At 36.7% G+C, this 23,535-nt stretch carries 18 protein-coding genes and 1 other RNA gene; 17 read left to right on the top strand and 2 right to left on the bottom strand.

The window, feature by feature from the left end; all coding sequences use genetic code 11:
• The first annotated feature begins 246 nt into the window (after positions 1–246).
• From MKY08_RS18205 to ssrA, 11 genes are all read left to right on the top strand, one after another.
• Positions 247–1,431, top strand: a complete 1,185-nt coding sequence (locus tag MKY08_RS18205) for a phosphoglycerate kinase (RefSeq protein ID WP_069514501.1) — start codon at positions 247–249, stop codon at positions 1,429–1,431.
• 54 nt (positions 1,432–1,485) lie between these two features.
• Positions 1,486–2,247 carry a triose-phosphate isomerase gene (tpiA, locus tag MKY08_RS18200; protein ID WP_069514498.1) on the top strand — a complete coding sequence of 254 codons (762 nt, stop codon included), beginning with the start codon at positions 1,486–1,488 and terminating at the stop codon, positions 2,245–2,247.
• Positions 2,240–3,781: a 2,3-bisphosphoglycerate-independent phosphoglycerate mutase gene (gene gpmI / locus MKY08_RS18195; RefSeq protein WP_069514495.1), complete on the top strand. Its 1,542-nt coding sequence runs from the start codon at positions 2,240–2,242 to the stop codon at positions 3,779–3,781. Before tpiA ends, gpmI begins: the two co-directional genes overlap by 8 nt.
• Positions 3,782–3,783: 2 nt before the next feature.
• Entirely contained in the window at positions 3,784–5,076 is a 1,293-nt protein-coding gene (gene eno, locus MKY08_RS18190) for a phosphopyruvate hydratase (protein ID WP_024363916.1), read from the top strand.
• 246 nt (positions 5,077–5,322) lie between these two features.
• Entirely contained in the window at positions 5,323–5,550 is a 228-nt protein-coding gene (gene secG / locus MKY08_RS18185) for a preprotein translocase subunit SecG (RefSeq protein WP_024363917.1), read from the top strand.
• A 204-nt stretch (positions 5,551–5,754) separates the two neighbouring features.
• A complete protein-coding gene (locus MKY08_RS18180) occupies positions 5,755–6,501 on the top strand; it encodes a carboxylesterase (RefSeq protein ID WP_024363918.1) in 747 nt (248 codons plus the stop codon).
• Positions 6,502–6,538: 37 nt separating this feature from the next.
• Positions 6,539–8,989 carry a ribonuclease R gene (gene rnr / locus MKY08_RS18175; RefSeq protein ID WP_069514492.1) on the top strand — a complete coding sequence of 817 codons (2,451 nt, stop codon included), beginning with the start codon at positions 6,539–6,541 and terminating at the stop codon, positions 8,987–8,989.
• Positions 8,990–9,049: 60 nt separating this feature from the next.
• Positions 9,050–9,517, top strand: coding sequence for an SsrA-binding protein SmpB (gene smpB / locus MKY08_RS18170; RefSeq protein ID WP_024363920.1), 468 nt, complete (start codon positions 9,050–9,052; stop codon positions 9,515–9,517).
• A gap of 353 nt (positions 9,518–9,870) precedes the next feature.
• Complete coding sequence (locus MKY08_RS18165; RefSeq protein ID WP_069514489.1) at positions 9,871–10,410, top strand: RNA polymerase sigma factor; 540 nt, start codon at positions 9,871–9,873, stop codon at positions 10,408–10,410.
• Complete coding sequence (locus MKY08_RS18160; RefSeq protein WP_069514486.1) at positions 10,391–11,755, top strand: hypothetical protein; 1,365 nt, start codon at positions 10,391–10,393, stop codon at positions 11,753–11,755. Before MKY08_RS18165 ends, MKY08_RS18160 begins: the two co-directional genes overlap by 20 nt.
• Before the next feature lie 244 nt (positions 11,756–11,999).
• Positions 12,000–12,355, top strand: a transfer-messenger RNA (tmRNA) gene (gene ssrA / locus MKY08_RS18155).
• A 138-nt stretch (positions 12,356–12,493) separates the two neighbouring features.
• Here the strand turns inward: ssrA and MKY08_RS18150 are convergent.
• Together MKY08_RS18150 and MKY08_RS18145 are read right to left on the bottom strand one after the other, a co-directional pair.
• On the bottom strand, positions 12,494–13,657 hold the full coding sequence (locus MKY08_RS18150; protein ID WP_305143797.1) for a site-specific integrase: 1,164 nt from the start codon (positions 13,655–13,657) through the stop codon (positions 12,494–12,496).
• 109 nt (positions 13,658–13,766) lie between these two features.
• Positions 13,767–14,078, bottom strand: a complete 312-nt coding sequence (locus MKY08_RS18145) for a helix-turn-helix domain-containing protein (RefSeq protein WP_256093282.1) — start codon at positions 14,076–14,078, stop codon at positions 13,767–13,769.
• Positions 14,079–14,890: 812 nt separating this feature from the next.
• Between MKY08_RS18145 and MKY08_RS18140 the strand changes: the two genes are divergently transcribed.
• The 6 genes from MKY08_RS18140 to MKY08_RS18115 all read left to right on the top strand — a co-directional run bounded on the left by MKY08_RS18140 (position 14,891) and on the right by MKY08_RS18115 (position 22,636).
• Entirely contained in the window at positions 14,891–15,307 is a 417-nt protein-coding gene (locus MKY08_RS18140; RefSeq protein WP_069514480.1) for a hypothetical protein, read from the top strand.
• Positions 15,308–16,229: 922 nt separating this feature from the next.
• On the top strand, positions 16,230–17,048 hold the full coding sequence (locus MKY08_RS18135) for a hypothetical protein (RefSeq protein WP_069514477.1): 819 nt from the start codon (positions 16,230–16,232) through the stop codon (positions 17,046–17,048).
• Positions 17,049–17,052: 4 nt separating this feature from the next.
• Entirely contained in the window at positions 17,053–17,892 is an 840-nt protein-coding gene (locus MKY08_RS18130) for a DNA adenine methylase (protein WP_069514474.1), read from the top strand.
• 459 nt (positions 17,893–18,351) lie between these two features.
• A complete protein-coding gene (locus MKY08_RS18125; RefSeq protein ID WP_069514471.1) occupies positions 18,352–19,035 on the top strand; it encodes an HNH endonuclease in 684 nt (227 codons plus the stop codon).
• Between the two features lie 1,920 nt (positions 19,036–20,955).
• Positions 20,956–21,540, top strand: coding sequence for a hypothetical protein (locus tag MKY08_RS18120; protein ID WP_069514464.1), 585 nt, complete (start codon positions 20,956–20,958; stop codon positions 21,538–21,540).
• 514 nt (positions 21,541–22,054) lie between these two features.
• Positions 22,055–22,636: a hypothetical protein gene (locus MKY08_RS18115; RefSeq protein WP_069514461.1), complete on the top strand. Its 582-nt coding sequence runs from the start codon at positions 22,055–22,057 to the stop codon at positions 22,634–22,636.
• The last annotated feature ends 899 nt before the right edge of the window (positions 22,637–23,535 follow it).

The raw sequence follows: 23,535 nt of genomic DNA, 5'->3' as shown, positions 1-23,535 counted from the left end.
ATATAGGAGATGTTAGATTGGCTTGGGCAAGACATCAAACGGTACTTTTGCTACTATTAAAATTGGTAAAGGTATACTTTCACTTGCTTGGACATTTTGCCATTCGATAAGCAAAGGAATTTTACAAGCATACTCGAAAAATCTTGTTACCAAAACTGTTATTCGCCAATTCAAAATGTGAATAGCCAAGATGGGTGAAGCACATTTTATTATGTCCGTACTACAAACTTTGAAGGGGGTTTCTTCATGTTAAATAAGAAAACAATGAAAGATATTGATGTAAAAGGTAAGCGCGTCTTCGTACGTGTTGATTTTAATGTACCAATGGCAGATGGGGTTATCACAGACGAAACGCGTATTCGTGCAGCCATTCCTACGATTGACTATTTAGTCGAACAAGGGGCAAAGGTGATTTTAGCATCTCATTTAGGTCGTCCTAAAGGTGAAGTTAAAGAAGATATGCGTTTAACAGCAGTCGGTATTCGCCTAGCTGAAATCATTGGCAAGCCTGTTACTAAATTAGACGAGTCCATCGGTCAAGACGTAGAAGCAACTGTCGCGAACATGCAAAACGGCGATATCGTTCTGCTTGAAAATGTACGCTTCCATGCGGGTGAAGAGAAAAATGATCCTGCATTAGCGGAACAATTTGCTAAAATTGCGGACGTTTATGTGAACGATGCATTCGGTGCTGCTCACCGTGCACATGCATCAACAGAAGGTATTGCTAAGCATGTTCCTGCTGTATCAGGTTTCCTTATGCAAAAGGAATTAGATGTGTTAGGTAAAGCATTATCAAACCCAGAGCGTCCTTTCACAGCCATTATTGGTGGCGCAAAAGTGAAAGATAAAATCGGTGTGATTGAGAGCTTACTTGAAAAGGTCGATCATTTAATTATTGGTGGGGGACTATCATTTACCTTCATTAAAGCGCAAGGTCATGATATCGGTAAATCTTTATTAGAAGAAGATAAAATTGAACTAGCAAAATCTTTCATTGAAAAAGCACAGGCAAAAGGCGTGCAGTTACATATGCCAATTGATGCGGTAGTAGCAAATGAATTTTCGAAAGATGCAGAGACAAAAATTGTCGATGTTGATGCTATTCCTGCTGATTGGATGGGTCTTGATATTGGACCGAAAACAGCTGCGCATTATGCAGAGGTGATTAAAAAATCGAAGTTAATCATTTGGAATGGACCAATGGGCGTATTTGAAATGGAACCATTCGCAAATGGTACGAAAACTGTAGCAGAGGCAATGGCAACAACTGCTGGTTACACGGTAATCGGTGGCGGAGATTCTGCAGCAGCAGTAGAAAAATTCGAAGTAGCTGATAAGATGGATCACATTTCGACAGGTGGCGGTGCTTCACTTGAATTAATGGAAGGCAAAGAGCTTCCTGGCATTGTGGCATTAAACGATAAATAATAGCGTTTATTAAGTAATCTTTTTAGCAAACATAATAGATAGGAGGCATAAACGATGCGTAAACCAATTATTGCAGGTAACTGGAAGATGTATAAAACATTTGAAGAGGCAATACAGTTTGTCGAAGCTGTGCAGGATAAACTACCTTCAAATGACAACGTAGATGCAGTTATTTGCGCACCGGCACTATTCCTACCAACGCTTGTGCAAATTGCTAGTGAATCTGAATTAGCAATTGGCGCACAAACAATGCATTACGAAAATGAAGGGGCGTTTACCGGCGAAATTAGCCCGTCGCAGCTTGCGAGCGTTGCTGTGGACTATGTTATCTTAGGTCACTCCGAACGTCGTGAGTATTATAACGAAACAGACGAAGCGATTAACAAAAAGGTGGCTGCAGCACTTTCACATAATATCGTGCCAATTATTTGCTGTGGTGAAACATTGCAAGAACGTGAGGCTGGCACGACAGAGCAAAAGGTAGCTGGTCAAATTACAGCAGCCCTTGCCGGTTTTGCCGCACAGGATGTGGAGCATATGGTACTTGCCTATGAGCCTATCTGGGCAATCGGCACAGGTAAAACAGCAACGGCAGAAGATGCCAACCAAGTATGTGGTGCTATTCGTGCAGTTGTTGAAAAATTATACGATACCGCAACAGCACAGGCTGTTCGTATTCAATACGGCGGTAGCGTAAAGCCTGATAATATTGAAGAACTGTTATCAAAAGAGCATATCGATGGTGCGTTAGTCGGTGGTGCGAGCTTACAAGCCGAATCATATTTAAAATTATTGGAGGCGGCAGCAAATGCCTAAAAAGCCAGTAGCATTAATTATTTTAGATGGTTTTGCATTTCGTGATGAAACATTCGGAAATGCAGTTGCGCAAGCAAAGAAACCAAACTTCGATCGTTTTTGGAATCAATTTCCACATGCAACATTAACAGCAGCAGGTGAAGCAGTAGGGTTGCCAGACGGTCAAATGGGGAACTCTGAAGTAGGGCACTTAAATATTGGTGCCGGTCGTATCGTCTATCAAAGCTTAACACGTTTAAATAAGTCGATTCGTGAAGGAGACTTCTTTAAAAACCAAGCATTTTTAGATGCTGTTGCGCATGTAAAAGCACATAGGTCGAAGCTACATGTAATGGGTTTACTATCAGATGGTGGCGTTCACAGCCATTATGAGCATATGTTTGCGCTGTTAAAGCTAGCGAAGGAACAAGGCGTAGATGAAGTATTTGTACATGCATTTTTAGATGGTCGTGATGTAGGTCCAACGACAGCAATCAACTATATTGAAGAAACTGAAAAACAAATGGCTTCTATTGGCATTGGTAAATTCGCTTCAATTCATGGTCGCTATTATGCGATGGACCGTGACAAGCGTTGGGATCGTGTAGCATTGACGTACAATGTGCTGGTGGATGGTATAGGACAAACAGCGGACAGTGCAATTGCTGGTGTGAAGGAGTCCTATGAGCGTGAAGTAACCGATGAATTTGTTATTCCATTTAGTGTTCAAGAACATGGTGAAGCAGTTGCGACAATTGCAGATAATGACGCGGTTATTTTCTTTAATTTCCGACCTGACCGTGCGATTCAATTATCAAAAGTATTTACAAATCCAACATTTGACGGTTTTGCGCTGTCAGCAAAACACCCGCAAAATGTAAAATTCGTATCGTTCACTCATTATAGTGATGAAGTGAATGCGCAAGTTGCTTATGAAAATGACAACTTAAAAAATACGATTGGTGAAGTGTTAGCCTCTAATGGGAAAACACAGCTTCGTATTGCAGAAACAGAAAAGTATCCACATGTTACATTCTTTATGAGTGGTGGTCGTGAGGAGAAATTCGCTGGTGAAGAACGTATTTTAATTGCTTCTCCAAAGGTCGCAACATACGATTTAAAACCTGAAATGAGTGCATACGAAGTAACAGAAGCATTGCTTGCAGAGATTGCAGCCGATAAATTTGATGGCATCCTTCTAAACTTTGCGAACCCCGATATGGTGGGACATAGTGGCATGTTAGAGCCAACAATCAAAGCAATTGAAGCAGTGGATGAATGTCTTGGGAAAGTAGTAGATGCTCTGCTGGCAAAAGGCGGTGCAGCTATTATTACAGCTGACCACGGTAACTCTGACGAGGTTGTTACGTTAGAAGGGGAACCGATGACAGCTCATACAACAAATCCTGTTCCAGTAATTGTGACAAAACCAAATTTAATGTTAAGAAATGGTGGCATTTTAGCCGATTTGGCGCCAACCATGTTAGAATTATTAGAGGTGTCACAACCTATTGAAATGACAGGGAAATCATTAATCGAAAAAGAGGAGAATTAGTTATGCCATTTATTACACAAGTTTATGCGCGCGAAGTTTTAGACTCACGTGGGAACCCAACAGTAGAAGTTGAAGTATTTACAGAATCAGGTGCTTTCGGTCGCGCAATCGTGCCATCAGGTGCCTCTACAGGTGAATACGAAGCGGTAGAATTACGCGATGGTGACAAATCACGTTACCTAGGCAAAGGTGTATTAAAAGCTGTCGAAAATGTCAACACAATTATTGCACAAGAATTAGAAGGTAATTTCTCAGTTCTTGACCAAGTAGTAATTGACAAAGCTTTAATCGAGCTAGATGGCACAGAAAACAAAGGTAAACTAGGTGCGAACGCAATCCTAGGTGTATCAATGGCAGTTGCACATGCTGCAGCAGATTATTTAGATGTACCTCTTTATCAATATCTTGGCGGTTTCAACTCAAAACAATTACCAGTACCAATGATGAACATCTTAAATGGTGGTGCTCATGCGGATAACAACGTAGACATCCAAGAATTCATGGTAATGCCAGTAGGCGCAGAAAACTTCCGTCATGCATTACGTATGGGTGCTGAAATTTTCCACAGCTTAAAAGCAGTATTAAAAGACAAAGGCTACAACACAGCTGTAGGTGATGAAGGTGGTTTCGCACCGAACCTTGGTTCGAACGAAGAAGCAATCACTGTAATCCTTGAAGCTATCGAAAAAGCTGGCTACAAAGCTGGTGAAGAAGTGAAATTAGCAATGGACGTTGCTTCTTCTGAATTATTTAATAAAGAAGACGGCAAATACCATTTAGATGGTGAAGGTGTTGTCAAAACATCTGAAGAAATGGTGGACTGGTATGAACAGTTAACGGCTAAATACCCAATCATCTCAATCGAAGACGGCTTAGATGAAAACGACTGGGCTGGTCATAAATTATTAACAGATCGCATTGGCGCTCGCGTTCAATTAGTAGGAGACGATTTATTCGTAACAAATACGAAAAAATTAGCTGCTGGTATTGAGCAAGGCGTTGGTAATTCAATTTTAATCAAAGTAAACCAAATCGGTACATTAACAGAAACATTCGAAGCAATCGAAATGGCGAAACGCGCTGGTTACACAGCTGTTATCTCTCACCGTTCTGGTGAATCAGAAGATGCGACGATCGCTGATATCGCAGTTGCGACAAATGCTGGTCAAATCAAAACAGGTGCGCCATCTCGTACAGACCGCGTTGCGAAATACAACCAACTTCTTCGCATCGAAGATCAACTTGGTGCAACATCAGAATACCTTGGTTTAAACTCTTTCTATAACTTAAAATAAGGTGAATCGCTAGTACTAGCCGTTCCTTTATGAAAATTGCCTCGAAAGCATGAATGTGCTTTTAGAGGCAATTTTTTTTAGGCGAGTGCTAAAATTGTGTGAGTGCCTGGCACTGACGTGCGTTCTCGCAGGAGTTTACAGAATTGTTTCGGTGCCTGGCACTCTATATTCTGTGTTTGTCATGAGAACCTTTATTTGTTATAATATAGTATGTTGTGATGTTTCAAAGTTCGGGAGGTGCAGTGTATGCATACAGCAGTATTAGTAGCTTTAATTATCGTATCATTAGCATTGATTGTCGTAGTCTTATTACAATCTAGTAAAAGTGCAGGCTTGTCAGGTGCCATCTCGGGTGGAGCTGAACAACTATTCGGCAAGCAAAAAGCACGTGGTATGGATTTAATTCTTCACCGTACAACAATTGTATTATCTATTTTATTCTTTATTTTAGCAGTTGCGATTGCAAAACTATAATAGTTGAAGATATGCCGCCTAACCTCGAATGGTTGGGCGTTTTCTTTTATCTTTTAGTTCAAAGCGTAATGTTGATATTATGTACATAGACAAACGAAGTTAAATAGGTATGAATTATACTAAATATGCACTAAAATAAGCCAATGTATCATGGATATGGCTATAATAGAGTGTAGATGTTTTACAGTGAAGGAGAACTTGCAAATGAATAAATCATTATCACAGCCATTTTTCTTTCAAGCAGGCCCTCGTGCCGTGTTATTATTACACGGCTTTACAGGTAGCTCGGCAGATGTGCGTATGCTTGGTAGATTTTTAGAGAAAAAAGGGTATACTACATTAGCGCCGCATTATAAAGGCCACGGTGTGCAACCTGAAGAACTCATCACAACAGGTCCAGCTGATTGGTGGCAAGATGTCAAAGCGGCCTACCAACAATTACAAGATGCTGGCTATCAAGAAATTGCGGTGGCAGGCTTATCACTTGGCGGTGTGATGGCTTTAAATGTAGCGCTTAACAATCCTGTACAAGGTATCGTGACAATGTGTGCACCAATGACCATGCGAACAACAGATGTAATGTTCGAAGGTGTCTTAAAATATGCAAAAGACTATAAAAAATTTGAAGGTAAAACTGAAGCGGAAATTGATGCAGAAGTGGCGTTAATTGCTGACAAAGGGATGCCATCATTACAAGAACTTCGTGAGTTTATTGCGCAGACTCGAAAAGAAATTGATATGATTTATGCCCCTATATTTGTCGTACAAGCGACAAATGATGAGGTTATAGAGACAGAATCTGCCAACATTATATATAATCAAACTGAGTCACTAGAAAAGTATATCAAGTGGTATGAAAACTCAAAACATGTCATTACATTAGATCAAGAAAAAGATCAACTACATGAAGATATTTATCGTTTTTTAGAAGGGCTAAATTGGGCACACTAAAAATGAATAAGGATTTTTATATGAGGGAGGGAATAGTATGACAGACAAAAAAGATTCACTACAAAGTCGTTTACTCGATTTTTTCGGTGAAGAAGAATATAAACCGTTAACCGTTGGAGAAATCGAAGACGAATTCGGCTTTGAAGATGCAGAAGAATTTAAGGAGCTTGTCAAAACACTTGTGCGAATGGAAGGGCAAGGCTTAGTTGTTCGCTCACGCTCCAATCGCTACGGCTTACCAGAGCGCATGAATTTACTCCGTGGTAAATTTATCGGTCATGCAAAAGGATTTGGCTTTGTGACACCGGATATTGAAGGGATGGATGATGTTTTCATTCCACCGCACGAAGTAAATGGTGCTATCAATGGCGACACGGTCCTAATTAGAGTATTAAAGGAATCCTTTGGCGATCGCCGTGAAGGCACTGTGACAAAGGTTGTGGAACGCGGACAAACAACATTTGTAGGCACATTCCAAGCAAATAGAGGCTTTGGCTTCGTCGTATTGGACGATAAAAAACTACCAATGGACATCTTTATCGCAAAAGGCGATACATTAGGTGCGGTTGATGGTCACAAAGTTGTCGTGGAAATTGCCACATGGCCAGAAGATTTAAAATCAGCAACAGGTTATATTACAAAAATTTTAGGGCATAAAAATGACCCAGGTGTCGATATTTTATCGATTCTGTATAAACATGACATTCCACCAGAGTTTCCAGAAGAAGTCATCGCTGCTGCACAACGTGTGCCAGATGAAATTTCACCAGCCGATTTAGAAGGTCGTCGTGATTTACGCCATGAAACCATCGTTACAATCGATGGTGCAGATGCAAAAGATTTAGATGATGCGGTAACAGTGACAAAAAATGTAGACGGTACTTACAAGCTTGGCGTACATATTGCAGATGTCAGCTACTATGTAACACAAGGCTCTGTAATTGATATTGAAGCATATGACCGAGCGACAAGTGTCTATTTAACAGACCGCGTTATCCCAATGATTCCACATCGACTGTCAAATGGTATTTGTTCATTAAATCCGCAAGTAGACCGACTAACGCTATCATGTGAAATGATTATTGATGGCAATGGGAATGTGATTGCGCATGAAATTTTCCAAAGTGTCATTAAAACGACAGAGCGTATGACGTACAAAGATGTTTATAAAATTCTAGAAGAACAAGATGAAGCACTAATTGCTCGCTATGAGCCACTTGTACCGATGTTTAAAAACATGGCAGAGCTATCGAAAATCTTACGTCGCAAACGTGAACTACGTGGTGCTATTGACTTTGACTTTAAAGAGTCGAAAGTAATCGTCGATGAAGATGGCTGGCCAGTCGATATTGAACTACGTGAACGAACAGTTGCAGAGAAGTTAATTGAAGATTTCATGCTAGCTGCCAACGAAACAGTGGCAGAACATTTCCACTGGATGAATGTACCGTTCCTATACCGTATTCACGAAGATCCAAAGCCAGAAAAACTACAACGCTTCTTTGAATTCGTCACGAACTTCGGTATTTTAATTAAAGGTACAGGCAATACGGTGCATCCAAAAGCATTGCAAGATGTGTTAACAGCCATTGAAGGCATGCCAGAGGAGCCAGTTATTTCGACGATGTTACTACGCTCGATGCAACAAGCGAAGTACTATCCAGAAAGCATTGGTCACTTCGGTTTATCGACAGATTTCTATACCCATTTCACATCACCAATTCGTCGTTACCCTGACTTAGTTGTCCACCGTTTAATTCGCACGTACTTAATTAATAAAGATACGTCGAAAGAAACGCTTGCACAATGGGCAATGGCAATGGATGAAATTGCCGACCACACATCTGAACGCGAACGTCGTGCAGTTGATGCAGAACGCGATACAGACTCGCTGAAAAAAGCACAATATATGTCTGATAAAATCGGTGAAGAATTCGAAGGCATTGTGTCTTCTGTTACAAACTTCGGTATCTTTATCGAGCTACCAAACACGATTGAAGGACTTGTGCATATTAGCAATATGACGGATGATTACTATCGCTTCGATGATCGCCAAATGATGATGATTGGGGAACGAACAAACCGCCAATTCCGCATCGGTGATGAAGTCAAAGTACGAGTTGCAAACGTCATTATCGAGGAGTCATCAATTGACTTTGAAATCGTCGGAATGGTAACTTCTTATGGAAGAACAAGAAAAGCCACACCTACTGTTATTCATGCACGCAAAAACTATAGCGACAACAAAGACGGACGCAGTAGCCGAAGCAATCGTTCAGGCGGTGGCAGAGGTCGCCGTGACGAGGAAAAACAAAGCCGTGGCGACTCTTCAAAACGCAGAGAACGCGGTGACAGCAGCGATCGCGATCCACGTGGCCGACGCAAAGATAGCTCAAGCCCTGGCCCGAAAAAAGGCGTAAAACAAAAACAAAAGTTTTACGAAGGCATCGCCAAAAAAGGCAAAAAGAAAAAAACAAAACGTAAATAATGAAAAAATCCAGCGTGAGCAGGCTAGCCCTGCTCAACCTTTGAATAGAGGGTGAACTAAATGGCAAAAGGTACTGGGAAAGTATTAGCACAAAACAAAAAAGCGGGACATGACTACTTTATCGAAGACACAATTGAAGCGGGCATGGTACTAACAGGCACAGAAATTAAAGCTATTCGTGCAGGCAAAGTCCAATTGCGCGACTCATACGTTCGAATTACAAACGGCGAAGCATGGATTAGCAACATGCACGTTAGCCCATTCGACCAAGGGAACCGTTTCAACCATGACCCATTACGCGCCCGTAAATTGCTCCTACATAAAAAGCAAATCGGCGAACTAGTCGGCGCAGTCAAACGCGACGGTTACACCATTATCCCTTTAAAAATGTACATTAAAGACGGCTATGCCAAACTGCTAATCGGCGTCGGCAAAGGGAAAAAAGACTACGACAAACGCGACGACATGCGCAAAAAAGAAGCAAAACGCGAAATGGAACGCACCTTCAAAGCAAAAAATCAATACTAATAGATTAAGAGGAAGGCTCACCACTTGTTGTGGTGAGCTTTTTTCAATGATGTTCGCGGGTATTTGAGAGGGTGAGGAGGCTTACCCGCGGAATTGTGGGAAATACCCGCGAAGTAAGATGATTTACCCTCGGAACAAAGAGAAATATCCGCGAAGAGATGTGATTTATCCGCGGAATAAAGAGAAATACCCGCGAAATGAGGTGATTTACCCGCGAAACGAGGGAGAATACCCGCGAAGTAAGGTGATTTACCCGCGAAACAAAAGAATCCCACCTAAAAAACAAAAATATTTTCCATTTACTTGAGATTTTTTAAAAGTTTTTACGTTGTTAAAGTAAGGAGGTGGGTCTCATGGATATGCAGCTGATACAAAAAATCATTGCTGGGGATCAACAAGCTTTTCGCATCATTGTTGATACATATAAGCAACCACTTGTCAGCTATTTAACATATCAAACGAACGACGAGGAATTGGCGAAAGATATTGCACAAGAGTCATTTATCAAATGCTATGATAACTTACTTCATTTTAAAGGTGGCTCTTTTAAGGCTTGGCTTTTTCGTATCGCGATTAATCAACTGATTGATTTTAAAAGAAAGCATAAGGAAGATGCAACACCACTTGAGGAAACGCCCTCATTAGAAACACCTGAAGTATTAATAATCAAAAAAGAACAGAACGAGTTACTTCAGCAATGGCTTGCAACATTGGAACACAAAACGCACCAAGTTTTCGTCCTAAAGTATGCCAGTAATTGCTCCTATGAAGAAATCGCTGAGACACTTAATATTCCAATATCGGAAGTACGAAACCGACTGCATAGAACAAAGAAAAGGCTAAGAAACGCTATGTTGAAGGGAGAGATTAATAATGAACTGCTTATCAACTGAAGAAATGCACGATTTTATCGATGGACGAATAGAAGATAACAAAATGATGCAAATAGACAAGCATATTCAATCATGCGCAACCTGCTCTGCATTACTGGATGAACAACTTGCAACCGAACAGCTAATAAGCTCCCTGTTTCCTCCGGTACATGTTGACGATTCATTTACAAATCAAGTGATGAATCAATTACCAAAGAAAAAGGCTTCACTTACAAAAAAGCGAGACTGGCGAGCAACTTTTGCAGCAGTCGCATTCGTCACAGCCGCATTATTATTTCTAGTATTCTCGACTATGCAGCAAGAGCCAGCAACTAGTTCTACACCCATTACGATAAAAGTAAAAGACGTTAAGCTCACAGATGCTTATATTACAGTGACTCTAGCGACATCTGGCTATAATGGTGATGAAAATTTCTTCAATGAAGCAACCGTGGGGGATGTAGCACTCGTACTACCAAGCGGGAAAAGTGAAATTGCTAGTTATTCTGCAGAGCAATCAATGAATGAAATTAAATTTGAGTTCCCCTTATTTAATGTGACACATGATGAATTTAAACTTCTTTTTAACTATCAACACATTTATGACGTAGATGGTCAGTGGACGTTTGAAGTACCGATTGATCGCAAGGAATTGTTAGCTCAAACAGAGACTGTCACACTACGTTCTGCGTTTGAAAAAGACGGCGTTGACGTAAACTTTATCCGTGCACAACATGGACCACAAAACTCTCTCTTCAAATTTGAAACAAAATTTACGGAGAACATGGCAACATTTGTAGAGCAACAAGTAGAAAAGTTTACAGCTGATTTACCGCTAGCTGAAAAAGAATCTTATGCAGGCTATAATGCACAAATATTATATGACGTTATTGACGCTGATGGACAAAAATTACAACGCTCGATGCCTGAAGATAACGTCAATATTCAAAATGATCGTTACGCTCATACTGAAACAATTAGTGCCTATCCAAGTGTAAAAGAAGGCGGCTATATAGCTGTTACTGGTGCCAAGTTTGAGTTGCCGACGAATGTCCGACATCCGCTAACTTTGGACCAATTACCGTACTCCTTTACTTATAAAGATACAGTATATGAAGTAAAGCTCTTACCCAACCAACGTCTTGAAATTTCCTCAGACGCAAAGGCAACGACGATTAACGACTGGCATATTACAGTGAACAATAAAACAGCATGGGATACAGCCCGTGTTCGAAAAGATAAAGAAAAACAGTATACAACAATCACATTCGATGAGGAGATTCAATTAGATTCGTTTATCCTATACGGCCAAACAGAATTACAATATGTTTACTTTGATGAACCAATTCGTGTGGATATACGATAACCTAAAAACACCTTTTGATTAATAATTTTCAAAAGGTGTTTTTCATTTGCTATGCTTTTTTGGCATTGAAAGGGGACCTATCAATCTGTAAATAAGGCACTATACTTGAAGTAAAGCTTGGTTTGTTTTATAATATGAATTGTTAATGCCAGATGTATTGAAGCGTAGTACTACTCTTCAACCGTACTAGAAGCAATTCTAGCTCTTTGTTTGATCGACGCCACGTGCCTCGCATCATATTCAAGGGGACGTTACGGATTCGACAGGGATGGTTCAAGCTTTGGTCGCGCGTCGGAGGTCTCGGCTCCGTCATCAACGGAAGTTATATAATAACTGGCAAACAACAAAACTTAGCTTTCGCAGCGTAAGCTCGTAAGCGCTCTGCCTCTCTATCGCCCATGTAGAGTACGTAGGGCCCAACTTTAGTGGGATACGGTCGATGGTGCCACCTGAGTCACCGGCAAGAGATTTCCAGGTTAGCGTACAGGACGCCTGTTTGTCGGCATAATGCTACGCGAAACGCAAATGGACAAACTACACGCGTAGAAGCTGAAGTATTGGAGTCTTTGGACGCGGGTTCGACTCCCGCCGTCTCCATTTTACAATTTCATTGAGTTTCAATGAGCGTCAAAACCCTTGATAAATATGGGTTTTGACGTTTTTTTTATATCAAACAATTTCATCTGACTTCAATCGAACGTAGTCAAAAGCGTAGTCAAAAATTAAATCCTATAATTTTTATATTTCTAGATAGGTAGCAAATTTTTGAATCGCGCTTTCTTGAGCTTTTTTTGTAACATGTGTATATATATCCATTGTAGTCTTTACATCAGAATGCCCTAAGCGATCTTGTACTTCTTTTAATGATGCTCCAGCTTCAAAGAGAAGTGAACAATGAGTGTGTCTTAATCCATGAGGTGTGATTTTCACCAATGAATGTTTCTTTTGCACACTATACATCCACTTTTGAACTTGAACAGGCTGAATGTATTCATTATTTGTATTACTAAAAATCAGCTGATTTGCCTTCATTGTATTATGACCAAGAACAAGATACTCTTGCTTTTGAATCCTTTTCCACTCTTTTAAAATTACGATGGTTGCATCATCAATTTTAATTACTCGTGGTGATCCAGTTTTTGTTGATTTTAAATATAGCTTTGCACTTTTCCCTCTGCCGATTGCTTTTGTGATGGAAAGCTCTTTTTCTTTAATGTGTAAATCATTCCAAGTAAGAGCTAAGGCTTCACTTTTACGCAGACCTGTATAAGCTAATAAACGCAGTAAAGTAAATGATTTGTAGTGTAAAGATTGTTCACAATGACTTAAAAACTCATTTAGTTGCTCACGAGTATAAAAGTTCTCGTTCTTTTCATCAATGGTAATCGTCTTTTTAGGTTTAATTCTTGTTTCTACATGCGTGAATGGATTTGCTTGGATATAGCCACGCTTAATTGCAAAATCTAATACTTTCGCTGCATATGCTTTGACCATACGAAAATTCTTTAATTTTCCAGCCCATTCATCTACATGCTTTTGGCATATATCCACTGTGATTTTTTCAATTTTATAAGAACTCATTGCAGGTAAAATATGATTTTTAAAAATGCCTATTGTTTTCACAAACGTACTTTCTTCAACAGTTTTTTCATATTGCTTTACCCATAGATCATATAACTCTTTATAAGTTTCTACACGTTCTTGCTTATATGTGCCATCTGCAATTTCTAACTTAATACGAGCTAATGCTATATTTGCTTGATTACGTGTTTTAAAGCCACGTCTTGTTGTACGTTTCTGTTTACCAGTTAACGGGTCAACACCTAAATAAATTGGAAACTCGTAGCGCGTTTCACCATTTTTCAGCTTGTAACTATTAACGGGGGATATCTTTTTCTTCAATATTAACTTCCTCCTTTTGATATTTGCGGGGGCAAATAATTAAATAAGAGAGGATTAATCCCTTAGTAATATTATATAGTTTTACTAATAGAAAATCCCCTCAAGTAATTTAGTAACTGTGAGTTTCTAAAAATTTGTCAATTTCTTTACGTGATACACGCTTGACGTTCCCGATTTCACATACTTTAAGCCCCATTTGACGAAATGTTTGAAAGGTATTGTATGAGACGCCAGCATATTTAGCAGCTTCTTTTAAGGAAAGCCATACATTATGCATTTGATTAGAATGTTTATGATTTTCAGTTCTAATTACTTTTTCCTCCCCCATTAAACGTTTTAGTTCCGGTATTACCTCATTGATAAATTCAACAAGAATCTCTGTAACTACGATATTATCTAGTTTTTCAAATTTATTAGACATGTTTATTTCACTCCGAAATAAGGTATTTGGAGACCAACTCCATATCTATATGGAGAATTTCTGATAACAACTCTTAATTTGTATCATGCACCAATACTAATTTCTTTGTATTACTAGATATTTTTTAAACTCTTCTTCACAAATAGAAAAAATCACACTTATTTTTTGGAAAACCTAAAAATATTCGGGTTAAACAGTATAAGTGTGATTTTTTTTATCGTACTCTCTAATATTTCAATCCAACGGAGCACAGAGCAACGAAACCGAAGACGATATGGTATGGTGAAGTTAACTACCAACTAGCGTTTAAGTATAAGTTATCAGTTTTAGGTGCAAACAATCCTTCAAAGCAGGGGGTATGCAGATAATGATATTTCTCGAGGTAATTTCGCATGTATCTTAGCATCAATGCACTACGGTAAAACAGTATCTCAAGCTGTAGTTATCAAGATCCTAGTTACAATGGTTTTACAACTGAAATTTAAACAACCTTGTTCGTTAATATGAGTACATGCGGTGGCATTCTTCCATCGTTATGAGAAAACATTTAAATAATATTTCCTAATTAACTAAAAGGAGAATATGAAAGAATAGGTGACTATTGTTGTCACCTTTTTATCCTAGCCTTTCTAATTTTCGTAAAGGTTAAATTATTTTCCTGTTTTAAGAGTTTAATTCTAAGTATTTTCACATAATAAGCGTGATTGTTTAGTAAGTAATATGTAGGATAGACTTACTAGTAACTAATCGCATTTTCAAGTTTTAGTTACAAATCTGAAGTATTAAACTATACAGAAAGGTGCGGGGTATCTATGGATAAAATAGTGATAGCAGACGAACTAATTTTTATGAGGGAAGACTTAGAGGAACAATTGCTTCAAAGATTTCCTTGGCTTGAACAGAGTGATTTAGATAATGGAAAAGAGCAGAAGGATATAGTCCCATGCTTTGTAGGAGTCGGTTGGTTTAATCTGATATCGAATATGTTTCTTGAAATCGAAAATCTTTATAACTCTTTAAATGAGCCATTAGAAAAAATAAGCTTCTATGAAATAAAGGAGAAACAGGGCTTACTACGAGTTTATATGAAAAATGGGGTTACGGGACTACAAGAAATATTAAATAAATACGAGATACTATCTGGGCAGGTATGTGAAATATGTGGTGAGATTGGGGAATTACAGGATGGTGCATGGACGGTGGTTGTATGCAATGATTGTTCTTTGTAAGCAGTGAAAATTAAATGTTGTATTAAATTGGATAAATCAATATCAATAAGATTGCAATAAAAATAGCATCTTCTTTTACTGTATAGATTTATCTACGCTTGCAAAATCTTAACATTAAAATTTTCTAAGAATAATATAGATATCGAAATGTAATTGGTCATATTCTTTAGATTAATAGAGAAAATTATATATTTTCGAGTATCAAGGAGACCTAAACTATATTAAGTGGAGAGAGTCTAAATACATCTGAATACTCGTTGTAGCGTTCATTTCATTTTAGTTAAGCTATCCAAACCAGTCAAACCAGTCAAACCAGTCAAACCAGTCAAATCAGTCAAATCAGTATCCTAATATTACGTAGATATATAAGTAAGCGAAACGAATCTTTTTATAGAAGAATTATAAAATATTTGTGATCTTTTTCAAACTAGTCATACTTTCAGTGAGCCTATTTATAATAATAGGAGAATCATAAGATGCAGGTTACTACAAGGCAACACAGTGTAGTAACCTGTTTTTCTTTACATAGACCACTATTCAAGAAATCCCTAGCTCTATACACATCTACCTTAAGTGAATCGAGATTTCCGGTTATGGGAAATATATCTATATAGCATTTCCAGATAACTTTCCCGAAAAAAATAGGGAAAAACTTCGAGCGGTGGGATAGCAGGATTTATTCGCTCACTCATCTAAAAATATTTTGGACTCATCTTTACTTTTTTTCGAGGGAGTTTTCTAATTTTAGGGTGAGCATGAGAAAAGTTAGACTGACTTTATAAATTTCTCATGGGAAACTTATAAAATTAACGATCTTTCCAGAGAGAAGCCTTTATATGAATGCATAACGATAAAGGACCCTTTTCAAAATGGGTAGATACGTGTGTCGTTATAGCTCTAACTAGAAGGCGGTTAAGAAACCATGACAAAAAAACAAAATTCAGTAACACACGAACAACAGGCAATTTCCAAATTCGAGCTATCTCCACCATTAAATGCAAGGGGGATAAACGCTAAGCAGGTAGTTGAAAAAGAGTGGTCTATCCAAATCTTGAAGGGTGAATTGAATGGGCACACACAATTGGTCATTTCTATTAAAGGGCATATAGAGCAAGCTCCTAGCTATCACAAATATGCTGATTTCATGAGCCCACGTTCTTCAAAGGCTAAAAAAATAGAGCTAGAATTAATGAACAGAGCGGGGCTGAGCCGAAGTGGCTTTACTCAAATCCAGTCTTATATTGAGCTTTTAAGAGATGAGTGCACTTATAAAGAAGTAGAAGACATTGCATGTCTACTTGCTAGTGAAGACGTTCAAGAGTCCATAAATGTTGCTATTTCAGATGCTCAAGCGGGAATTTATTTTGACCTTTTGGTAGAGCATATTGAAGAGAACATCGAGTTATTCCCGAAACGTATTATTGATGTCGATACTGAACCACAACAAGGCTATATTGAAAACACCTCTCAAGGGGTATACATCGCAGATGAAAAAGGCATCAAGAAGTACGGTTGCGAATCAATCGCTATTATGCCTAAGTACTTGCGAGAAGTATTTGATATTACACACACTAATACATTAGGTGCAATATTAGAATACTGGGTAAGAATGGGGTATCTGTATTTGGACGAATCATCTGTAGACTTGCGAAAGGATAAGCCAGTCAAACTTCGAAGAGGTATACCAACAAAGCGTGCTTATGTATTGACTAGTCCTCGCTTAAAGAGAGCGGGGGAATAATACTATGCATCAAATTGAAATTGTAAAGACTCTTGCTACAATTGGTGGAAAGATACAGCTTTTAAATTTACTTATTCCTATTATGCGTGATTTTGTAAATGATAATGGGTTAATAGGGTTCATTGATGTGTTTGGTGGTGGGTGCAAATTTATCCCACATTTAGATATACACATGGAAGAAGTCATTTATAACGATATTGACAGAGGTTTTTGTAATGTCATGGCATGTTGTACAGAGATAGACTTACTACAGGAAATGATTGATGCAGCTTATCAATACCAATATTATGTTCAATCAAAAGAAGAGTTTGAACGTGCTTGTAAACGCCGAGTAGACCCTAGTACACCGATGGTAGAATCCGCAGCACTTACAATCATTGTTCAAGCATTCAGTAGAGCAGCAGATCGTAGAGCGTTTTCTAAAGCAAATGCAATGATGGGTATTTCATATGAATCTTTACTAAAATTCAAAGAACTGTATCCATCAATGAGTAAAACAAGAGTACTATGTACAGATTATAAAAATGTACTAGAGGTATACAAACGCCGTCCAGATTTTCTTTTATATATAGATCCTCCATATTTCGGGACTACTTCGTATGATGGTGAGGTCAATCATAAGGAATTAGCTCAACTAATAGTTAATAGTAGAGCTCCTATTCTTATATCTAACTTTGATAATCCTGATTATGAAAAAATATTGGTTGGAAATGGGTGGAAGAAATACTGCCTTGGAGAAATTACTAAATCTTCATCTGGAAAAAAGGGTATCACTCAACTGGAATTTTTGTGGTCTAATATTGATATCTCCAATTATTTATTACCCCAAATTTTATTAGATTGATTGCTAGTCATGTCATCGGATGATGGCTTCTAGGAATTGTACCAAGTATATAATAACTATTTATTGTAGGGTTATATATTCGGCTCCTTTAATTCCGCTATAAATCGCTCTTAGGGCGTAGGTATAATTACCCCTGTAACTTTTATAAGCTCGTCAATTTGGCGACTTAAAATGCGTTGCAGGGGTATTTTTATTCTCAGTGTTTATAACTATTAAAATTGATTGGATATAAATAGGTTTATTTTAAAACTCAAAAAAATAAACTGTTTTTTTTATGAAAACTAGCAAATTACAGATAAAATTCTCAGTCAGTTCGAGCAGTAAGTATATTGTGGTACCAGCTAATAGCTCATCAATCGCAAGTAGGTAAGGGGGTTCTGAAAATTGAGTGCAGTAAATTACTGACACATATTTGATAGTGATATAAGTAGCTGATTACCTCAAAAGGACTGATTACAAATGACAAAAAGTAACTTCAAATACGTATCAAGCAACCCTATTAATAAAAAAGAGGGGGCACTTTCCGCTAGGGAGCAACAAATTTTAGAGTCTATCAACTGGAATGCGCGAATGGAAAGAATTTGGGATATCTACCTAAGGAGAGAATATGTTTTTGATGATATCTACCTTGTTACTTACGGCTACAGAACAATACTGATAAGTCAGCTATGTGGTGGGGTATTTAGGTATGATAATAAAAAGTATCGATTAATAATAGAAGGTAAGAAGATAAAACTGCAAAAAATAAAACAACCTAATAATGAAAGAATTATTTATGAAAACGGAACTTTTTACCCCACGGAAGGAGATTGGTTAATGCAGAGCTGTCAAGCAAGGAGTAGAAATAGAGGATACAAATGCTTTACGATATATAAGAATGGAGATTTCGAAAAGATTATTATTGCTGATCATCAGTTACAGGCACTTTTTAAATATGGAGCATTTGCCTTAACTACTCTTGGAAATGGAGGTAATCCTAATTGTGTCAACCATAAAGATGGAGATAAATATAATAATAAATCTGAAAACCTTGAGGTCATTTCTCATAAAATGAATGCAAGACACTATCATGATGAGATAAAGCATCAACCACCTTTTGTTTCTAAAGACGTGGAGGCTATATTGAACCCGAAAATATTTTAAAAGAAGTAGCAATAAATTTCAGATAGCAGGATTACTTTTTACAATCTTGCTATCTTTTTGCTAATAATAAAACAATTATTTACTACTGAAGTACAAAAATGGGAGTTACAAAATAATATCAGTATATTAATTAATGCCGTGATAGTATGAGTAACATTTTTAAACGATTTGTGCTGTTGAAGTGCCAGTGGTCTCTTCAGCTGATGTAACTGGTGTGGGTTGTGTAAATAGCAACATAGCTGAGAGCACCGCATTTGCTAGAAACTTTATAAAAGAAAAGAACAAAGAATAAAAGAGAAAGATTCTTTTATAAAAATCATGAAATTTTTTATAAAAGGGGTAGCCTTTTCTTTTGATTTTTATAATAATTGTTTTTCGATTGTATGCTAATTTAGTAGGACTTACTTGCAAAATATAAGATGTAACCTAGTCTTCTGGTAACTAGCGATTCACCCTATAATAATGCCATAGGAAATATTTCTTCTATCTTTCCGCTCATAAATGGTTACTTCAACGAATATATCCCCATTTTGTGATTTACCTACCGAGAAAATCAGAGGGTCTTTTGTTTTTAAACCAGCTTGTTCATCTCCTTTAATTGTAGTAGTGATAAATTAAATATTTAACAATAGATATCACCATCTAAGTATAGAGTTTGACACTTTTAAAAGACACCATTTTCATATTGTGGGATTTCTAAATTTCTTCTGATATAAACTTCTAAAGCTATTCTACAAATAGAAAAGATTGTTCAAATCTTAACCTCAAAGAAAATCTACTCAACACTCCAAACCTATTCAAAAATTTATTTCCAAGAGTAAACAAAACTTTAAAAAACCTATAAAATTATTTTGATTGATATAACAATAATTCAAAAGTTGTTAATAGGTTAACAATAAGCTATTAAGTTGTAAATTAGTTGACTTTCTATTGACAAAACCTAACAAGAATTATTTATTAATCCTTAATTTTAGTAACAGATACAACTATAGTACGAAAAGTTGATTTACGTTTATAATTTCAACTTAGGAGTTTATTTATAAAACTATATTAATACGTAACTAACCTTAAAAACTTATAAAATTTATGTATTAAAAAGTTATCAGAAAAAGTTATCAAAATGGACAAAAGTTATCAACTTCTTTATAAAAGCAATTAAAACGTTGCTGTAACTGGGGCTACAGGAAGTTTTCAAAATTAATCGTTTCAAAAGTTATCGCTTATAAACGAACTAGTTACAATATACATAAGTATAAGAACAGACACTACGGAGGTACAAGATGGAGAGTAATCCAGTGTTTCTAAATATGAATTTATGTATATCTTGCTTCAGGATGAGTATGCAGGAAGCTGTTTATGTGATGATAAGAGGGAAAAATTTATATTATCGCTAAATTTAGAAAGATACATGAATGGTGAAGTTAAATTACCGATTCCTAATTTAAACGTAGGCTATAAAAAAACATCAATCCCACTGATTGATATAAACCCGAAAAATAAGGATGGTATGTTAGCATTTAAACCGCAGTTTACACGATTTGCTAGATTAATGAGTAAGAAAAATCTGTAAAGATTTGCTTGGATTTTTGATACTGGGCAACAAATATTAAAGTAAAAATATTTATAGAGTTTTTTTATTTTCAGTAGGAAGAAAGTACATCAAGATGAACAGAAATTCAAGCACCATCCATTTACAAGCTTAATAAGCACTTTCAGAGAGATAGAGCAAATCTGTGCTCTCTTTTTTATTATTTTGGAAACTTTTGTCGAGCTACATTATATATCAAAGCAGGATATAGGCTACTTAAAATATATCTTTTGCTTTTGGATATATAAGACAGAGTTAACAAACTGGTTTAGATTGTTTGTAGGCTTTTCGTTTGTTAACAACTTCAAATCTTATTCTGAGGAGTGGAGACAATGTTTGAATTAAACACACACAGTTTTGTAGTAGGGGGTAATCAATATTTATCGAAAGGGAAATTGCACTATTTTATCGAGCAGCCATACATGGAACATATATGGACATTGATTGCCTATAATATTCTTTCAAAGTATATCTCAGATGGCAATAGCTCTATATTTCATGAACCTAACACAATTAATTTAAATGAAAGAGAATCGAATGATATCAAAGTTCAATGTAACATGTTCCCAAGCATAGGTATAGAACAGGAAATCGTTAATGCTACTCATGAATTTGAGCTCTATAGGGGGTATGACAAAGTTGAAGATGTCATGTTTTACACGATCCATTTACAGAAAGAGTTTTCGAAAGACGTGCGTAACTTTATTCTAAAGAATTTGATACCGGAGATTAAAACAGGCGATAAGAGGAATACGATTTTATTGGCAATTGTTACACCTGAGATGGAGTGGCATATTGGCTTAATTATAGTAGAAGAAACGCTTCGGGTGTATAAACATGCCACAACTGGGCTATGTATTCAAGCTACTATCTTTGAAAAGCGTGAGGATGTATTAGATTTATTAAGGGATTTTTAAAAGGATTGGTGTCCTATAGAGTTCGACAAAATCGAAACATCTCGATCTTGTCGAACTTTTTTATATAAGTTGTTACTTGCATTTTCCCCCTCTTTCATTTCATACTTCTTTAAGTCTATTCTATAAAGGAATTTATGATTAAAGTTGATATGAAAAAATCAACTTTATATGAAAAGCTTAAACATTATCAAGAACAACTAAAATAGGGAAGTATAAATAAAACGTAGAATGTCCAATAAAAAAGCCGTTAATGCGAGAAAATGAAGAGCTAGTTAATACATGGGTTAGTAAGGATGGGTGCTTATTTGTTACAACTCTTTTTTTATAAAATAATTTTCATCTACATTGTGGGTTTCATACGATTTTTAATCTTAAAGGATATTAGTCGATGTGAACGGAATTAGAAATAGTAATTCATTATAGCAAATTGCGATATTAGGGGTATTCTGCTTTTTCTGTTTTAGAAATACCTTATTTCCCACGAAAAAAGTCTATCATAAGGGAGTTACGTTAAATGCCGAAAAAGACCAAGGATTTACGTTTATGGGATAAAAATAGTAATGGTATTATTCCATTTTTAACAAGAAGTGAGAAATTAGCAATTGATTTAATGAAAGCAATTAGATTGAAAGACAACATTATAACTGCTTTCAGTGAAGAGAAAATCCTGAAAACAAATAGCTTAAATCCTCTTTCTATTTATCAAGAAGAATTATCTGAAGTAGATGAAGGTATAATTTCAGATTTAGACAAAAATGGGTTACTTGTTTATCATGTTCTACTTTCATATTATATGGTAGGAAAACAAATTGAAATTCAATGTGAGCATGAAGTATCTAGCTTTGAAAAGGTGATTGTTACTAAAAGTTATCTCTGTGTACCAAAGGATATTTTTGCTGACGCAATGGCAGATGACGAAGAGATAACAGAAGAAAGTGATCGAAGGTTAGTTATTAAAGAATACATGGAGCATGAAATATTTATGGCAAATCAGGGGTATCTATTTGCGTATGTAGTGAATGAGGAGGATGGCTCCGCAGATTTCTATCATATCGGTGTAAATGTTTTGAATAGCAATTTAATTAGAGAAAGTTAGACATTATAAAAATAAGAGTTAGTACCTATTTAACCATAACCTAATGGTCAAAAAAATAGGTACTTTTTTGTATGTTTCATCAGAAAGATAATTCAAGTAAACCGATAATCAACTAAATAAACCAATAAATATTTTATACATTACATTCATGAAACCTTATAATATCTATATTTTTACAGCTGATTCAAACCTGGTTGCTGGTATCTTTGGGTTATTTTGGGTTACGATAAGAAATTTTTATTAGCTCGCAATCCATGATATGAAAGGGATTGTGAGCTTTTTCTGAGTATACATAGGATACGGTAGAACTTTGAATGATTCTACACATTGTAAGCTCGAATTCAAAAAATAAGCGCACCTCACAGCACGCACGACAAGTGGCAAGCTATCTGATGTTTTTTTGGATAGCTTGCTTATTTAGCACATGTAGCTTGAATCAATTAATTGTCACCAGATTAGGATTAACTTGAAGAGCTTATTCTAAATAGTTTTAGGTAAGTTTTACGTCGAACATAGGCGGCCAGACTTTAATAGAGACTTTTTCTTATAGTAAACGTAACGATTAGAAAACTCATGAATTCTTAAAATGGTTACCCGAGGGCTCTTTTCTTCAAATAATAGAATAAATAAAAGTACTGGGTGCCCTCCAGAAAATTTTTGTATTTTTGCTATATTAATGTTTTTTGTTCACGGGGCCTTACTTTACACGGAATTAGTGTAAGTTAGAGAACTATTGTTTTTCTATATGGTTGAAAATAGATAACTGTTGCGGTTTGAGTAGTAATACCTTCTAACGAAGAGCATAAACCACCAATAAACTACGCTCGTAAAATATTTTAGTATTCGAATACCAAAATTAGATAAAATGTTGACGGCGGAATTTTAGTGTGATATTCTTA

The organism is Lysinibacillus sp. FSL M8-0337, assembly GCF_038593855.1.
GTDB classification, from domain to species: domain Bacteria; phylum Bacillota; class Bacilli; order Bacillales_A; family Planococcaceae; genus Lysinibacillus; species Lysinibacillus sphaericus_D.
This window is presented reverse-complemented; position numbering and strand designations above follow the sequence as displayed.

Coding starts and splice junctions, on each gene's coding strand:
- MKY08_RS18205 (WP_069514501.1), top strand. CDS start 247: ATGTTAAATAAGAAAACAATGAAAGATATTGATGTAAAAGGTAAGCGC.
- tpiA (WP_069514498.1), top strand. CDS start 1,486: ATGCGTAAACCAATTATTGCAGGTAACTGGAAGATGTATAAAACATTT.
- gpmI (WP_069514495.1), top strand. CDS start 2,240: ATGCCTAAAAAGCCAGTAGCATTAATTATTTTAGATGGTTTTGCATTT.
- eno (WP_024363916.1), top strand. CDS start 3,784: ATGCCATTTATTACACAAGTTTATGCGCGCGAAGTTTTAGACTCACGT.
- secG (WP_024363917.1), top strand. CDS start 5,323: ATGCATACAGCAGTATTAGTAGCTTTAATTATCGTATCATTAGCATTG.
- MKY08_RS18180 (WP_024363918.1), top strand. CDS start 5,755: ATGAATAAATCATTATCACAGCCATTTTTCTTTCAAGCAGGCCCTCGT.
- rnr (WP_069514492.1), top strand. CDS start 6,539: ATGACAGACAAAAAAGATTCACTACAAAGTCGTTTACTCGATTTTTTC.
- smpB (WP_024363920.1), top strand. CDS start 9,050: ATGGCAAAAGGTACTGGGAAAGTATTAGCACAAAACAAAAAAGCGGGA.
- MKY08_RS18165 (WP_069514489.1), top strand. CDS start 9,871: ATGGATATGCAGCTGATACAAAAAATCATTGCTGGGGATCAACAAGCT.
- MKY08_RS18160 (WP_069514486.1), top strand. CDS start 10,391: ATGAACTGCTTATCAACTGAAGAAATGCACGATTTTATCGATGGACGA.
- MKY08_RS18145 (WP_256093282.1), bottom strand. CDS start 14,078: ATGTCTAATAAATTTGAAAAACTAGATAATATCGTAGTTACAGAGATT.
- MKY08_RS18140 (WP_069514480.1), top strand. CDS start 14,891: ATGGATAAAATAGTGATAGCAGACGAACTAATTTTTATGAGGGAAGAC.
- MKY08_RS18135 (WP_069514477.1), top strand. CDS start 16,230: ATGACAAAAAAACAAAATTCAGTAACACACGAACAACAGGCAATTTCC.
- MKY08_RS18130 (WP_069514474.1), top strand. CDS start 17,053: ATGCATCAAATTGAAATTGTAAAGACTCTTGCTACAATTGGTGGAAAG.
- MKY08_RS18125 (WP_069514471.1), top strand. CDS start 18,352: ATGACAAAAAGTAACTTCAAATACGTATCAAGCAACCCTATTAATAAA.
- MKY08_RS18120 (WP_069514464.1), top strand. CDS start 20,956: ATGTTTGAATTAAACACACACAGTTTTGTAGTAGGGGGTAATCAATAT.
- MKY08_RS18115 (WP_069514461.1), top strand. CDS start 22,055: ATGCCGAAAAAGACCAAGGATTTACGTTTATGGGATAAAAATAGTAAT.